Source organism: Paenibacillus soyae (assembly GCF_024623455.1).
GTDB classification, from domain to species: Bacteria; Bacillota; Bacilli; order Paenibacillales; family Paenibacillaceae; genus Pristimantibacillus; species Pristimantibacillus soyae.
Genome location: NZ_JANIPJ010000017.1, coordinates 153,201 through 167,593, shown reverse-complemented (window position 1 = coordinate 167,593; position 14,393 = coordinate 153,201). Strand labels below are relative to the sequence as shown.

Sequence of the window (14,393 nt, the reverse complement as noted above, 5' to 3'; positions counted from 1 at the left end):
GACTACAACGAGAAATGGTTCGGCAGAGCGATTCGTGGTTTTGCAGATCCGAGAACAAAGGCTGCCTTTGAAGAAATGTTTATGGCAAGGTACGGTCCACTGCGGACGAAAGAAGAAACGTAAGACGCTAGCCGGTGGTTTGCTGGGGGCGGAGCCCCCCAGCAAACCACCACCAACTAAAAACAAATCCATCGTCCCGATGGAAAAACCTACTACACAACATTCTTGACGCTACCCCCATCAGCACCATTAGACGTTTCTGGCACGCTTATTTACTTTCAGACCGCACCCATTAGCACCTTTAGACGTTTCTGGCACGCTTATTTACTTCAGGCCGCACCCATCAGCACCTTTAGACGTTTCTGGCACGCTTATTTACTTCAGACCGTACCTATCAGCACATTTAGACGTTTCTAGCACGCTTATTTACTTCAGACTGCACCCATCAGCACCTTTTTTCGTCTCTCGCACACTACGATAAAAACTGTAAAGCACCAACCTCAACTACATACACATGGTTTCGTTCCAAGCCTGAACGATAGGGTTTCACCAGTTTCTTTTCGATCAATGACTTTATTACCTTTTGACAGAAGGTTGTTTTCTTATCAAGAAGCTGGCACACGTTCGATGTGTTAAAGGGTTGTTGTGAAGCGCCAAATGCACGAATAACTTCCCTCTCATACACGGAGAGTGTGCTGCTTAGTAGCAACCTGCTCGACCGTTTCGCTATAAGCTCTTTTAGATCTGTAATATTCGTACGGCTGCTGTCATCGAGATAGTCCCAGGTAAATGGAACATAATAGATGTCCTGACGCAGCATGAGGCGAACGCGATGCTTCTCGAAATTGAAGCGGCGTCGCGGGATCGTCTCCGCGTGCGAGGTGAAGCCTTCGCATTCGAAGGCCAGTCTCAGCGGTGCGTAGAAAGCATCAATGAAAATGCTGACACCGTTAGCTCCTTTGAGCTCATGCTCTAATTCGAAGCCCTCGAAGTTGCGAAAAACGGGCCAAAGCAATTCCAGCATCATTTTTTTCGTACCCGTCAGATCCTTCTCCAGCATCTCCGCTCTCCTCGCGTTCGCCATAATCTTCTGCTGCTCCAGAAATCGGCTAAATTCTCTTTCAAATTCAGCGTGGACAACCATTCCCCATCCCCTCCTAGACATACGATGCATAACAAGGCACCAGTCGCAAAAGCAAAAAAAAGCGCTGCCCGTCTCGAAGAGACAAACAGCGCATGCTTTGCGCGGAACCCGTATTGCTTTCATGTTAACACAAAACTAACGATATCGAAAACAAGCTTCACGAAAAATACAATTACAACAACAGGCCCTTTCGGATTGAGCTATATTGCCATATTCGTCTTAGAGATCGTCGATAACAACCGTCAAAATAGCAAAGGCCCCCCGACGGGGAGCCTTCGATTCATGGGTCGTACGCTTTGATCCGATAAACCTATAGTTTATGGACGTTGGCCGCTTGAGCGCCGCGATTGCCTTCGGTAATGTCGAACTCAACCGCCTGGCCTTCTTCCAGTGACTTAAAGCCGTCGCCTTGAATCGCAGAGTAGTGGACAAAAACGTCTTCTCCGTCCTCCACTTGAATAAAACCATAGCCTTTCTCTGCGTTAAACCATTTCACTGTTCCCTTCAACGTGCATGACCTCCTAGATAGTTCCGTTGTCTCAGGACAACGTGAGATCATTATACCGATCCGAATTCCAAAAAGCAATTCCAGTGAAATTAAACAGAAATTAGGAGTTCATTCTAATTTCCAGCATCTGATTCGACCCCGGAATGAAAGGCAGTCGGGAATCGCGAAGGGCGGGTGTTCCTCCCTCGGCTCGCACCAGCTCCATCAGCTCCTCCAGTCCTTCATAAGGCTCCCATTTCAAGCTGATTAGCGGGTAGATCCGGACGATGCCGCCCGGCTTGCAAACGCGCATCAATTCCCGAACCGATTCCTTATGGAAAGCTTGCCCGAACTGCTCCGCATATAGAAACAAGAAGTGGCTGCACAACACGATCGCAAACGAGTCATCCGCAAAAGGAAGCTCCGGCAGCGCTCCGCCGCTGTAGATCGAAGGACCGCTCTCCGAATGCACGTGACCCGCAAACTGGTCGAGCGAAACGATTCTGCCTTCCCGGTGACGATCGATTGAGCCATAGTAGCTCCAGTCGAATTTCTCCTTGAGGGCGTCCAGCTTCGCTGTCGAGACTTCAATTTCTTCACGCGCTTCTTCAATCCAGCGACTGACATCTCCCTCGTATCTCGGGTCAACCGCATAAGTCTCGAAGCCTCTCGCCCGCGCCTCGGCCGTGAACGAAGAACCGCCGGCCGCCACATCGAGAATCGGCCCTCTCCTTAGCTCTTCTTCCCTTAGACCAAACATCGCCTCATACTCCGCGAAGCCTCTGCACGTCATGGCAACGCCGACCTGCTCGTAATAACTCTGCTTCATTCTGTTCCCTCTCCTCTACTCGTCTCATCTCAGCTCAGCTCAGCTCGGCTGGAACGGCACATTCGGCCTGGTCCGTATTGATTACCAAAGCCAGAATGGCTATGATGATAACTATACCATAATACGCTATAAAAAAGGTGGAATTTACCATGTTCAAAAAACATCAAATTTATAAAACGGACAAATATAACATGCTGACCGTCGAGGTGCAGGGCAAAACGTTAATCGTCCGCGAAATCAGCGATCAATGGGGCGAGGAATGCCATACCTTCGTCAGCCGCCCGCAATTGATGCACTGGGCGGAGAACCGCTACCGCGCCGAAGATTTCGTCGGCCGGGAAGAAGAACGGGAAGCGATTTTGAACGCGCTGAAGGAAGTATAACGCTGGCAGCAGTCTTTTTCCCGAAAAAAAGGAAAACGACGCCGCGTTAGCGAACATAACGATACGGCGGATCGCATAGTTAACGATAAGGGGCTGATGAGACAGCATGGATGCGATGACTTCTTCCATCATTTTTATAATCGCGGCGTTCTGCCTGGGCGCCGTCGTCATCATGAAGCGCGAAGCCATACCGCCAAAGATGCGCAGATGGCTGGCTTTATTTTCGATCGCGATGATCGCGTTTGCGTTTTTCCTCATTGTATACGCGTTGTTTACGATGGGAACGGGGACCGTTTAGGCCAATCCTTGGATAATAGTCGCCGGCTCGGGACATAGTACAGACAAACTATGCTTCGAGAGGTGATGCTCCGATGAAATGGCTGCCCCTGCTTCTGGCGGTTACGTTGACGCAAGGAGTCGCTTCCGATCAACGTCTGGTCCACAGCGGCGATTACGCAGACAAACCCAAGCAATCCATCCCATCCAATCCAAGGAGGAATTCGACGATGAGCAACCTACCGAAACGTTCCGAAACGGCGGCGGAGCACCGCTGGAAGCTGGAAGATTTGTTCCCGGATCAAGCAGCTTGGGACAAGGAATACGCCGAAGCCAAACAACTGATGAAGAAAGCGGCGGAATTCCAAGGCAAATTGAGCGACCCCGCGCAGCTGAAGGCTTGCTTCGAGCTTGAGGACGAATTGTCGCTTCATGTAGAGCGTCTGTACGTCTATGCGAATATGCGCCATCATGAGGATACGGCGGAGCCTGGCTTCCAGGCGTTGTCCGACAAATCCAAGAAGCTGAGCGTCGAAACAGGCGAAGCGTTGTCGTTTGTCACGCCGGAGGTGCTAAGCCTGTCGGATGCCGATCTGGACGCGATGATCAAAAACGAGTCGCTGGCGAAGTATCGCCACACGCTGGAGGAAATGAGACGGCAGAAGGCGCACGTACTGTCCAAAAACGAAGAAGCGCTGCTTGCCCAAGTCGGCAACGTCAGCTCCGCACCGAGCACGATTTTTGGCATGCTGAACAACGCCGACCTCAAGTTTCCGAAGGTGAAAAACGAAAAGGGCGAGGAAGTCGAGCTTTCGCACGGCCGCTACATCCAGTTCCTGGAGAGCAAAAACCGTCAGGTTCGGCAGGACGCATTCAAGGCGATGTACGATACATACGGCAAGCTAAAAAACACGTTGGCGTCGACGTTAAACGCGAACGTGAGCAAAAATATTTTTTACGCGAAGGCCCGCAAATACGATTCCGTCCTCGGCATGTCGCTGTATGGCGACAACATTCCGAAGGAAGTGTATACGAACCTGATCGATACGATCCACAAGCATCTCCCTCTGATGCACCGCTATATGGAGCTACGCAAACGGCTGCTTGGCGTGGATGAGCTGCATATGTACGATCTGTTCGCGCCGCTTGTAGAGGAATTCGATATGGAAATCAGCTACGAGGACGCGAAGAAAACGATTAAGGAAAGCCTCAAGCCGCTTGGCGAGGACTACCTTAACGTACTGCAGGAAGGCTACGATCAGGGCTGGATTGACGTGTACGAGAACGAAGGCAAGCGCAGCGGAGCATACAGCTGGGGCGCGTACGGCACGCATCCTTACGTGCTGCTGAACCACAAGGATAACCTGAACAGCATGTTCACCCTTACGCACGAGATGGGCCACGCGCTGCATTCGTATTACTCCGATAACACGCAAAATTATCGGGACGCGCAGTATACGATTTTCCTGGCGGAAGTGGCGTCGACGCTGAACGAGGCGCTTCTGATGGACTATTTGCTGGGCAAATCGACGGACGACAAGGAAAAAATGTACCTGCTCACCTACTATGCGGATCAATTCCGCACGACGGTGTTCCGCCAGACGATGTTCGCCGAGTTCGAGAAAATCGTGCACGAGCGCGCCGAAGCGGGCGAATCGCTCACTCCGCAGGAGCTCAGCAAAATTTATTACGATCTCAACAAGCTCTACTACGGAGACGGCATGGTCGTCGACCAGGACATCGAGATGGAGTGGGCTCGGATTCCGCATTTCTACAACAGCTTCTATGTGTATAAATACGCGACGGGCTTCTCCGCGGCAACCAGCTTCTCGAAGCAAATTCTCGAAGAAGGCGAACCGGCCGTCGAGCGTTACCTCGGCTTCCTGAAGAGCGGCGGCAGCGACTTCTCGATCAACATCCTGAAGAAGGCCGGCGTCGACATGTCTTCGCCGGAGCCGATCGAGCAAGCGATGAGCGTGTTCGAGGATTTGATCGGACAGATGGAAGAGCTGACAAGCGGAAAAGTGAAATAAAACACAAAAACCGCCTCGGGCCTAATGGCCTTGAGGCGGTTTTTATTTGTGTGCTGCGGCTTGGTACTGGCTCCGCAATCTATTGCGAGGCTGCGAATCCAAAGCGAGGCTGCGAGCAAGCCAAAGGCATGCTCTCTCGCCGCAAGGCTAGAGTAGCAGCTGGCCGATGGCCCACGCCAGCAGGCCGGCCACGAGCGACGACAGGAGGTTCACCCTGTCGTTGTCGAGCGCGGCGAAGCCGCGCAAATGCCGCGCCGCGCGACCGCAATGCTCGGCGCGCTCGGTTTCGCTGCCGCATACCTGGCAGCGAAACATGGCCTGGCCGGTGGCGCCGAGCAGCGAGTCGGCGAAGGCCCCGGCCAGGCCGGCGGCGGCCGCAGCGGCGATGATCCCTGCCGCCGCTGCGGCTCCGCCGCCAAGCGCGCCCGCAGCGGCGTCAGCCTGCTGCGGCAGCGCCAGCAGCAGCGCGGCGACGGCGCCGATGAACGCGGCGCCCGCGAGCGCGGCTGCGCTGCCGAGCGGCGTGACGCCGCCGCTCGTGCCGGGACTGACCGGCTTGCCGCTCACGATCGATCGCGGCGCCGTACGGCTGAGGGCCCCGATCTCGGTGGCCCAGGTGTCTGCGTTGACGGCGGCCATGACGCCGATATAGGCGTACAGCCACCCCTCATCGGGCCATACCGCATAGGCGGCGCACAGCAGCAGGCCGACTCCGCCGTTCGCCCATACTTGTCCGGCGTCGCGGCGGCCGGTCTTCTGATATTTCGCCTCGGCCTCCGACTTCGTCCGCGCATGCCGCTTCCACTTCGACCAGAACGTCGAAGACAAGAAGAAAGCGATCAGCACGCCGAACCACACCGGCTCGCCTAGCGTAACGAATCCCGTTCCCATGATGACGGCTGACAACGCGCCCGAGCCCGACAGCGAGCGAGATCGGTATGCCGCTGCGGCGGCGAGGCCGCTGAAGAGAAGCCCGATCAGCAGCCGCAACCACCATTCATCGATAATCCCTGCCATAGTGCACTACTTCCTTTCCCCGTCCTAAAGCCTGAACCACCTGGAAGCGCCCAGCCTCGAATTGGTTGAAGATCCGAGCAGCCCGACTCCCGCCGTCATGACCTCGCGCCAACGATCCGGATAGTTCGTGCATATCATAAGCTCGGAATCCAGCTCCGCGACCTTGCGGATGGCGCGTTTCTCGTTCACGGTCCAGGCCATCGTCTGAATGCCGGCTTCTCTGAGGAGCTGAACTCTCTCCCTGTTCAGCTTCGAGTAGGAGATAGAGAGAAAATCCGATTGCAGCTCGCGAAGCTCATGAAGAAGCGTGCTTCTCCATCCATCCAGAATTAGCCCGATCCGAACCGTCTTCGACAGCTTTCGCAAGCGGTGCAGCGTGCCGAGATGGAACGAAGTAAAGACGACATCGTCCTGAAGCCCGTGCTCCAGCACCCTCTCGAGCGCCTTCTCCTCGATATAGGGATAACGGACGCCGTCCGTCTTCAGCTCGATGTTGAATTTGGTCCGTCCCGCGCCTTCCCTCAGAACCTCGTCCAGCGTCGGAATCGATTCGCCTTTGAACGCTGGCGAGAACCAGCTGCCCGCATCCAGGGATGCCAGCTCCGCCGCCGTCCAATCGCGAACCTCTCCTCTGCCGTTCGTCGTTCTGCGCAAATTGTAGTCGTGGATCACAACGGGCACGGCGTCTCTGCTTAACTGTACGTCCAATTCAATCCACGAGACGTCGTGGGCATCCCATGCCATCCGGAATGCGGCCATCGTGTTTTCCGGCGCGCGGCCTGAACAGCCACGATGCGCGACGCACGGATTTCTCATGCTCTAACCTTCCTTTCGCCTGTTGCGAGCTCCTGCTGTCTGATTGTAAAGTTACTGCTGGACGATAGAGCCGTCGCTTCTCACTTCGGCTCCGATGGAGATCGAAGATAATCGGCTCAGCAACGCTACGGCCAAATCCCCTTCCAGAGGGGTAGGCTGTGATTGGATGACTTGCATCGGATTAAACTTCAGCTCGCAATCCCCTTCTGGGCCGCATACCGCGTCGAGCACTCCGGTTTCCCCGTGTGCACCTGATGGATTCGAAGCATAAACGAAGTTCCCTAAACTGTATGCGATCCATTTGCCTTTATACCTTTCGAATCCTTGAAGAACATGTGGATGGCTGCCAATAACAAGATCGGCGCCGGCGTCGATGTACGCTCTTGCCATGTTCTTCTGGTAGTTCTCCGGAGTATCCTTGCCGTCTTCGCCCCAATGCACCATTACGACGACGATGTCCGCTTCGTCGGTCGCGCTCTTAATGGAAGCAACCGCTCTTGTCGTTTCGTAAGTCTCCGCGATGCCGGGCACGTTGCTGTCCGCTTTCATCCCCGCGAACGGGATGACCTCGCTGACGCCGATGAACGCGACCTTCACGCCTTTCGTTTCCCGGATGAGCGGGGCAAAAGCCTCTTTGTCGTTCTCCCCGACGCCCATGAATCCGATACCGGCATCCGTCAAATGCTTCATCGTATCCCGCATGCCTTCGAGCCCTTGATCCAGCGCATGGTTGTTCGCCAAGCTCATGACATCGAAGCCTGCGTCACGCATGGCGGGAAGGGTTTCCGGCGATCCCTTGTATACATACGGAGTACCCTCGACCGGGGTTCCGCGAGTCGTAATTGGCAATTCCAGGTTGCCGACCATAAGATCGGGCTCGCTTAAATAGAGAAGCGCTTTCTGGTAGGGAAAATCATAGCCATTCTGCGCCATAATATCGGCAATGTACTCGCCAGGCAGCATGTCGCCGACAAACGATAAGCTGACTCGTTCTTCGGCTTCGCCGTCAACCGGTTCCTCCTCCGGCATCGAGCTAGGAGGGCTCGCGTCCCCATTGTCCGTTGGCTCCGGGGCCGGCGTTGCCTCACCGGCGTCCGGCGTTTCCGTCACGGCGATACTGCCGGCTCCCCCCGCGTCGGCATCGTTACGATTCGATCCGTCCGCCGTTTGCCCGCTGCCGCTCTTCGCGCCGCCTCCGAACCAATCGGTCAATCCCGTTTGATTCACTGTGATTCCAACGCCTGTTAATAGAATAATAGAACCCGCGGCAATCAAAGAAAGACTAAAAGCGCGGCGGCGACGATTATCCCGCTGCGCTTTTTCCTTCTGCCGCGATTCCGATCTGGATAATGACATAGGAAGACTCCTTTGGCTGATAGATGACTTGTCCATCTGCTAGACTTCCTCATTATAACGTTTCCATGCCCCATTGCGATAGACCAACTTCATGAGAATCCATCAACGGGACGTGTATGAAACGGTTATATTTTTAGAGTTCGCGAAGCAGCTCGGCAGCCGCTTCCTTCCCTTGTCTGACGCAATCCGGCAAGCCGACGCCGTCGAACGCGGCCCCCGTTACCCAGATTCCGGGCAGCTCTCTCCCCAGCCTGTCCCGAAGCGCGTTCATGCTGTCGATATGCCCGACCGGGTATTGCGGCATCGAATCATGGAGCCGCGTAATTTCCGTAAACATCGGCTCCGCCGTAATGCCCATCGTATCCCGGATATCCCTGCGAACGGCGGCGATGAGCTGATCGTCCGGCAGCTTCACGCTTTCCTGATCCTCGGAATGGCCGACATAACAGCGCAGCAGCACTTTGTCCCGCGGGCTCGTATGCAGCCATTTGCTCGACGTCCACGTGCACGCGGTAATATGAAGTCCTTCCGAACGCGGCACGACGAAGCCGGAGCCGTCGAAATCGAGCCCGAAGGTCTCTTTGTCGAACGCCATGACGACGTTGGCGACGGACACATATCGAATATTCCGCAGCTCCTTGCAGTCCGCAAGCGGTTCGAGGAGGTCGGCCGCCGCGAAAGCCTGCGTCGTGACAACGATGCGGTCGGCCGCCAGCTCCTCCCCGTTCTCCAGAACAACTGTATACCCGCTGTCTTCCTTCCTGATTGCAGACGCCTTCACGCCAAGTCGGCGTTCCGTCCCGTTAAGCGCTTCGTTAAGCGCGCGTACGACCGTCGACAAGCCGCCTTTGAACGTTAGGAACGTATTCCCCTTCGCTTTGGCCGAAGCGGCCGCCGCCGTCGCTTTGCGGTTCGCCATCATGCCGCGGATCAGACTGCCATGCTTGCGCTCGGAATCGCCGAACTGCGGGAACGTCGCCTTCAAGCTCAGCTTCTTCAGATCGCCGGCGTAGATGCCGGCGAGAAGCGGCTCCGCGATTCTTCTCATAATCTGCGTTCCCACGCGCCGCTCTATGAAGCCGCCCAGCGATTCGTCGCCCGCAGCCGGCCGAGCCGGCATTACCAGATCGAGCAGCGCCCTCATCTTCCCACCCCAGGAGAGCAGGCTTGTCTTCACGAAAGGCGCGATTTCCGTCGGAATGCCAAGCACGAGACCCGGTGGCATCGGATGGAGCTTTCGGTTATGCAGGATGTACGTTTTTTTGGCCGCCGGATTCGTTGCGGTCAGCTCGCCCTCCAACCCGAGATCCTTGGCAAGGTCGATCATCGCCTGCTTGCGGGCCAGGAACGAATCCGGCCCCTTCTCGATGACGAACCCGTCCCGCTGCAGCGTATTGATTTTTCCGCCGAAGGAAGGAGCCGCATCGACGATCGTCAGATGAACCGGCTTGCCTTGGCGCTCCGCTTCCCGCTGCAAATAAAAAGCGGAGCTCAGTCCGCTGATCCCCCCGCCAATAATGACAATTCGATCAATCGCTTCTGTTCTCCGCATATCGTTCAACCCTTTCCAATCTGAGCCGTCTTGGCGATGACCGATTCGGCTAATGTTTCCATATACAGCGGATCCCGGTTCAGCATCGCGATTCTCTCTAGATGAATGCCGAGCTTCGCCGCTTCCGCTTTCGCTTCGATATCAAGGTCATAGAGCACTTCGAGATGATCCGACACGAATCCGACCGGCGCAACCAGTACAGCCTTAACGCCCTTCTCCGAAAGCTCGGCCAGGGTATCCAGAATATCCGGTCCCAGCCAAGGCTCTCTCGTCCGGCCCGCGCTTTGCCAGGTGAACTGCCAGTCTTCAGCGCCGGCCGCATTGGCTACCGCTTCGGATGTCTCAAGCAGCTGCTTCTCGTACGGATCGCCCATCTCCCGGATCTTCTCCGGCAGGCTGTGGGCGCTGAACAATACTTTGACTCCGGTATCTGCGTGGGCCGCCTTGGCGATCGACGCCAAACCGTCTTGGACTCTTTCCTTAAGCGCCACGATCAGCTTCGGATGAAGATGGTATTGCTCGACGAAAGCCATTTCGATGCCAAGCTCTGCCGCCTTCTCCTTCGCGCGCTTCATATAGCTGCCAACGCTCATGACCGAATAATGAGGCGCGAGCACGATGCCTACCGCACGGCGGATGCCGGCCTTCGCCATCTCTTCAACACCGTCTTCGATATAAGGCCGAGCATGCTTAAGGCCTTGGAAGCAGGCATACTGTCCGGGAGCAAGCGTCTCCAGCTTATCCTGCAGTCCCGCCACCTGGCCGTTCGTGTTTTCTCTCAGCGGGAACACCCCGCCTACGATCGCCTCATACCGTTCCGTCAGCTCCGCGAGCTGCTCTGCCGTCGGGGGATGACCGCGCCTAATATGCGTATAATACGCCTCGACATCGTCCATTGATTCCGGCGTGCCGTAAGACATGACGAGAACTCCGATTTTGTTCTCCTGATTAGACATGCTTCGCTTCCTCCTTACGCTGCGACTGGATCGCTTTCTCCGAATAAGCGTGAATGAACTTCGTCAGCTCAGCCAGCTTCTCGAGGGAAGCCTCCGGGAACAGACCATGGCCCAGGTTGAAAATAAAGCCCGGCTCCTGCAAGCCTTGGTCGATGATTTCCGCCGCGTATTTCTCGATGACGGACATCGGCGCCGTCAGCACCGTCGGATCGAGGTTGCCTTGCACCGCGTACTGATGGTTCAGCCGGCGTCTGCCCTCCTCGATCGATACGCGCCAATCCAGCCCGATGACATTCGCTTTCACCTTGCCCAGCTCCGGCAGCAGCTCGCCCGAGCTGACGCCAGGGAAATAAATTTTCGGCTGCGGCAGATCCGACAGCTCTTCGAAGATCCGTTCGATCGTCGGCAGCACGAACGTGCGGAAATCCGCCGGCGTCAACGCCCCGACCCAGCTGTCGAACAGCTGGAACGCCTTGCCGCCGTTCGCCATATGGGCGCGCAAATAAGCAATGACCATGTCGCCCAGCTTGCGCATCAGCTCATGCCAAACCTTCGGTTCGCCGTACATGAGCGCTTTCGTGCGCAGATAATTTTTCGAAGGGCGTCCCTCGATCAAATAACTCGCGATCGTGAACGGCGCCCCCGCGAATGTGATCAACGGCACTTCGAGCTCGCGGTCCAGAATGCGGATCGTCTCCAGCACATGGCCGAGATCGCCCTCCACATCGATCGGCTTCAGCCGCTCCACGTCGGCTGCCGACTGAATCGGATTATGAATAACCGGACCCACATTCGCCACGATATCAAAATCTATGCCGATAGAAGCGACAGGGTTCATAATATCGGAATACAAGATAGCGGCATCCACGCCGAGCTTCCGCACCGGCATAAGCGTCACTTCCGCAGCCAGCTCGGGCTGCTTGCATATTTCAAGCAATGAATATTTTTCTTTGATTTTGCGATATTCGGGATCGTATCTCCCTGCCTGGCGCATATACCACACCGGCACGCGATCCACTTGTTCCTTCCGGCTTGCCCGAATGAAACGGTCGTTATAAGACATGCCCGTTCCTCTTTTCTATGTAATCTCGTCTGCTTACCATTATGCCCTTTTTCCCTTACCCTAACAACCGCCCCAGCTCTTGTTCCTATGACAATAGTATGACAATCGAACTGGTTTTGCATGAAGATCAAATAAAGACAGGAGACGCCTCCTGTCTTTATATATTCTTATATATTCTTTCAATTTCACTTTCTTTTTACTGCGCAGTTGTATTTTTCGCGTAAGTTTCGACAGTCAGATGCAAAGAAAGAATTTCTTTGTTTTTATCGGTGAAAGCATGACCGTAAATGTCCGGATAGTCCCGCTCGATGACGTCTTTCGTCAACTCGTTGAAGCTCCAGCTTTTTACCGTGAACAACCGCTCGAACTGCTGCATATTATCCACGTACGAGACGAGATTGTCCAGATGTCCGACCAGCACTAAATCATAGGCTAACGATGTACTCGAGGCTTGCTGAGCTTCCGTACCGGCCGTTTGATCTTCCGCCGATGATGTTGACGATTGCGCAAAGTGAGCCGTCAACACCTTAGACTTCAGACCTACGGTCAGAACCTGCTCTAAAGCCGCGGAATCCTCGAATGTATCCGGAATTTGTCCGGCCAGCTCCTCCAGCATTTCCTCCGATATCGAATCCGTTACATATTCGTTCCGCAGCTGGTTCAATTGCCCCTCCGCTTGCGCGATTTCGTCTTTGAGAGAGTCATGCTCCTTATAGGCAGGTGCTACGAAAAAAAACCATGTGGCGGCATTTATGCCGAGGTAGGCAACCATCAGAGCGAGGAGGAGGGTGTTGCGTCTAGTCAATAAAAAACGGTTATTTTGCTCCATTCGCCTCTGCTCCTTTTTGCTCCGTTAGCTCCATGTTGATAATCACTTTGAAAATCTCTTTATTCACTTGCTTGACCGTCGATTGTCCGTCGCTGCCCGTTTGCGATTCGGTTTCTTCATCGATTTGTTTCGAATAAGATTTCAACCGGATGTTTTTCAGCACCGGATCCGATTCGAGCGCCTTCACGTACGCGAGCGAAGTCTCGAAGGTTGGGAAGTCCATTTCGAGAGATATCGATGATTCATTGCTTAAGGCAATCGATTTGACTCGCACATCCTTGCCAATCGGCGATACGACGGCTTCCAAGTAAGGCATCCAATCCTTTCGAGTGGACTGCAGTTGATTTAACAAATTCAACGCTTGCTGATAAGCATCATACTCTGAACGGGGAATTCCTTCGTCGCGAACTCGCTCCGCTTCGATAATGATTTGCTGTAGCTTGATTTTCATCAATTCCGTCTGGCTATTCCACCTCAAATAGCCGTACAATTGAGCTCCCATCGTAACGATAAAGGCGGCAATTAGCACGATGATTAGAGCACGTCCAGCACGTTTGACGGTTGTCGGGGGCAATAAGTTGATGGATTTCATGATTCATTCCCCCTGAGAGCTAGTCCGAGCGGAATGGCAAGCTCGTGCACTTTCCATTCGGTATGGCTGCCTGTGACATGGAGATCGGACCATTCGATAAGCCGAACGGGCTGATTCATGTTCTGGGCCATAATATTCCGAACCTTTATCATTTCTGGCAGATCTCCGGCCAATAGAATGTTGTTTAATATTTTCTGCCCGTTATTTAGCGTATAGTTGTAAAAGTTCATAAGTCTTTCAATTTCGGCGATTAAATCGAGCACTCCGTTATGAAACGTTTGTTCCGGGCTGGAGTAGCTGTTTAACCACTCGTTCTCGTTTTGGCCTTCCGCGGGTTCCTGGATAATCGATTTAAAAATAATTTCCACATGCCGCGTTATTTGCATATGTCCATCGGATATAATTGTAATTTCGCATTGTCTTTCATTGACGTTCACTAAGATTTGCACATTATTCTCTAGCAGACCGCTGTTCTCCATTAATCGCAGCAACGAGAAAGGCCCGATTTCGAAACTGGAAGGAACTAGTCCCAATGATTCGAATAGCTGGCGGTATTGCCTGAGCACTTGTACGGGAGCGGCAACGACCATAACCTCGCACATAGGTTGATTATTATTTTCGCCGCCTGCTTCTTCCCGCATATCGGAACGAGGCAGTTTTACGAAATCGTAAAAAGGATCCTCGAAAGCAAGTCTAAAGTTATTGTTCATTTCGAATTGAATAAGCTTCCTTAATTCCAAGTGGGCAATATCGGGCAGCCTTAGGCTGCGAACCATAACCAGTTGGCTGGGTATGGCGAAGTGAACGGTTTTAGAGCTGAAACGGGAGGTTCCAAGCGCTTCTTTTATTTTGTGCTCTAGCTGCACCCAATCATTAACTTTGCCGTCTTCAATGAGTCCAGCCGGAAGTTCCAGGCTCACAAATGTTAAGAGCTCCGCTTTTTCGTTAGAAGCTTTGGATGCTTCGGCAATTTTCACATGGGTTTCCGTCACTTCGATGCCAATACTCTGCGAGCTCTTAGACAGCCTTCGCAATATTGAACCTTTCACTTGCATCCTCC

The 14,393-nt window shown here is 54.0% G+C and carries 15 protein-coding genes and 1 pseudogene; 4 read left to right on the top strand and 12 right to left on the bottom strand.

The window, feature by feature from the left end; all coding sequences use genetic code 11:
• A pseudogene (locus NQZ67_RS30830) lies at nt 1-123 on the top strand (IS256 family transposase); the annotation flags it as partial.
• A 349-nt stretch (nt 124-472) separates the two neighbouring features.
• On the opposite strand, the gene NQZ67_RS21855 reads toward NQZ67_RS30830, so the two are convergent.
• From NQZ67_RS21855 to NQZ67_RS21845, 3 genes are all read right to left on the bottom strand, one after another.
• On the bottom strand, nt 473-1,144 hold the full coding sequence (locus NQZ67_RS21855) for a hypothetical protein (protein ID WP_257450058.1): 672 nt from the start codon (nt 1,142-1,144) through the stop codon (nt 473-475).
• Nucleotides 1,145-1,454: 310 nt separating this feature from the next.
• The gene (locus tag NQZ67_RS21850; protein ID WP_119598848.1) at nt 1,455-1,652 is read right to left on the bottom strand and encodes a cold shock domain-containing protein; all 198 of its coding nucleotides are present in this window, start codon (nt 1,650-1,652) and stop codon (nt 1,455-1,457) included.
• A gap of 100 nt (nt 1,653-1,752) precedes the next feature.
• Nucleotides 1,753-2,460, bottom strand: a complete 708-nt coding sequence (locus NQZ67_RS21845) for a methyltransferase domain-containing protein (protein WP_257450052.1) — start codon at nt 2,458-2,460, stop codon at nt 1,753-1,755.
• A 149-nt stretch (nt 2,461-2,609) separates the two neighbouring features.
• Between NQZ67_RS21845 and NQZ67_RS21840 the strand changes: the two genes are divergently transcribed.
• From NQZ67_RS21840 to pepF, 3 genes are all read left to right on the top strand, one after another.
• Nucleotides 2,610-2,843 (top strand): hypothetical protein, encoded by a 234-nt coding sequence (locus NQZ67_RS21840; protein ID WP_257450049.1) that lies wholly within the window; start codon nt 2,610-2,612, stop codon nt 2,841-2,843.
• Nucleotides 2,844-2,949: 106 nt separating this feature from the next.
• Nucleotides 2,950-3,141: a hypothetical protein gene (locus NQZ67_RS21835; protein ID WP_257450045.1), complete on the top strand. Its 192-nt coding sequence runs from the start codon at nt 2,950-2,952 to the stop codon at nt 3,139-3,141.
• Nucleotides 3,142-3,349: 208 nt separating this feature from the next.
• The gene (gene pepF / locus NQZ67_RS21830) at nt 3,350-5,152 is read left to right on the top strand and encodes an oligoendopeptidase F (RefSeq protein WP_257450073.1); all 1,803 of its coding nucleotides are present in this window, start codon (nt 3,350-3,352) and stop codon (nt 5,150-5,152) included.
• A gap of 147 nt (nt 5,153-5,299) precedes the next feature.
• Here the strand turns inward: pepF and NQZ67_RS21825 are convergent, their stop codons facing one another.
• The 9 genes from NQZ67_RS21825 to pilM form a co-directional block, all read right to left on the bottom strand.
• Nucleotides 5,300-6,169 (bottom strand): DUF92 domain-containing protein, encoded by an 870-nt coding sequence (locus tag NQZ67_RS21825; protein ID WP_257450043.1) that lies wholly within the window; start codon nt 6,167-6,169, stop codon nt 5,300-5,302.
• A gap of 24 nt (nt 6,170-6,193) precedes the next feature.
• The gene (locus tag NQZ67_RS21820; protein ID WP_257450041.1) at nt 6,194-6,985 is read right to left on the bottom strand and encodes a glycerophosphodiester phosphodiesterase; all 792 of its coding nucleotides are present in this window, start codon (nt 6,983-6,985) and stop codon (nt 6,194-6,196) included.
• 51 nt (nt 6,986-7,036) lie between these two features.
• Nucleotides 7,037-8,341, bottom strand: coding sequence for a CapA family protein (locus NQZ67_RS21815; RefSeq protein ID WP_257450040.1), 1,305 nt, complete (start codon nt 8,339-8,341; stop codon nt 7,037-7,039).
• A 133-nt stretch (nt 8,342-8,474) separates the two neighbouring features.
• A complete protein-coding gene (gene hemY / locus NQZ67_RS21810; RefSeq protein WP_257450037.1) occupies nt 8,475-9,893 on the bottom strand; it encodes a protoporphyrinogen oxidase in 1,419 nt (472 codons plus the stop codon).
• Between the two features lie 5 nt (nt 9,894-9,898).
• Complete coding sequence (hemH, locus tag NQZ67_RS21805; protein ID WP_257450035.1) at nt 9,899-10,849, bottom strand: ferrochelatase; 951 nt, start codon at nt 10,847-10,849, stop codon at nt 9,899-9,901.
• Complete coding sequence (gene hemE / locus NQZ67_RS21800) at nt 10,842-11,912, bottom strand: uroporphyrinogen decarboxylase (protein ID WP_257450033.1); 1,071 nt, start codon at nt 11,910-11,912, stop codon at nt 10,842-10,844. The genes hemH and hemE overlap by 8 nt, the downstream gene beginning before the upstream one ends.
• Nucleotides 11,913-12,108: 196 nt before the next feature.
• Nucleotides 12,109-12,741: a hypothetical protein gene (locus NQZ67_RS21795; protein WP_257450031.1), complete on the bottom strand. Its 633-nt coding sequence runs from the start codon at nt 12,739-12,741 to the stop codon at nt 12,109-12,111.
• Nucleotides 12,728-13,333 carry a PilN domain-containing protein gene (locus NQZ67_RS21790; RefSeq protein ID WP_257450028.1) on the bottom strand — a complete coding sequence of 202 codons (606 nt, stop codon included), beginning with the start codon at nt 13,331-13,333 and terminating at the stop codon, nt 12,728-12,730. Before NQZ67_RS21790 ends, NQZ67_RS21795 begins: the two co-directional genes overlap by 14 nt.
• On the bottom strand, nt 13,330-14,388 hold the full coding sequence (pilM, locus tag NQZ67_RS21785) for a type IV pilus biogenesis protein PilM (protein WP_257450026.1): 1,059 nt from the start codon (nt 14,386-14,388) through the stop codon (nt 13,330-13,332). The genes NQZ67_RS21790 and pilM overlap by 4 nt, the downstream gene beginning before the upstream one ends.
• Between the last annotated feature and the right edge of the window lie 5 nt (nt 14,389-14,393).

Coding starts and splice junctions, on each gene's coding strand:
- NQZ67_RS21855 (WP_257450058.1), bottom strand. CDS start 1,144: ATGGTTGTCCACGCTGAATTTGAAAGAGAATTTAGCCGATTTCTGGAG.
- NQZ67_RS21845 (WP_257450052.1), bottom strand. CDS start 2,460: ATGAAGCAGAGTTATTACGAGCAGGTCGGCGTTGCCATGACGTGCAGA.
- NQZ67_RS21840 (WP_257450049.1), top strand. CDS start 2,610: ATGTTCAAAAAACATCAAATTTATAAAACGGACAAATATAACATGCTG.
- NQZ67_RS21835 (WP_257450045.1), top strand. CDS start 2,950: ATGGATGCGATGACTTCTTCCATCATTTTTATAATCGCGGCGTTCTGC.
- pepF (WP_257450073.1), top strand. CDS start 3,350: ATGAGCAACCTACCGAAACGTTCCGAAACGGCGGCGGAGCACCGCTGG.
- NQZ67_RS21825 (WP_257450043.1), bottom strand. CDS start 6,169: ATGGCAGGGATTATCGATGAATGGTGGTTGCGGCTGCTGATCGGGCTT.
- NQZ67_RS21820 (WP_257450041.1), bottom strand. CDS start 6,985: ATGAGAAATCCGTGCGTCGCGCATCGTGGCTGTTCAGGCCGCGCGCCG.
- NQZ67_RS21815 (WP_257450040.1), bottom strand. CDS start 8,341: ATGTCATTATCCAGATCGGAATCGCGGCAGAAGGAAAAAGCGCAGCGG.
- hemY (WP_257450037.1), bottom strand. CDS start 9,893: ATGCGGAGAACAGAAGCGATTGATCGAATTGTCATTATTGGCGGGGGG.
- hemH (WP_257450035.1), bottom strand. CDS start 10,849: ATGTCTAATCAGGAGAACAAAATCGGAGTTCTCGTCATGTCTTACGGC.
- hemE (WP_257450033.1), bottom strand. CDS start 11,912: ATGTCTTATAACGACCGTTTCATTCGGGCAAGCCGGAAGGAACAAGTG.
- NQZ67_RS21795 (WP_257450031.1), bottom strand. CDS start 12,741: ATGGAGCAAAATAACCGTTTTTTATTGACTAGACGCAACACCCTCCTC.
- NQZ67_RS21790 (WP_257450028.1), bottom strand. CDS start 13,333: ATGAAATCCATCAACTTATTGCCCCCGACAACCGTCAAACGTGCTGGA.
- pilM (WP_257450026.1), bottom strand. CDS start 14,388: ATGCAAGTGAAAGGTTCAATATTGCGAAGGCTGTCTAAGAGCTCGCAG.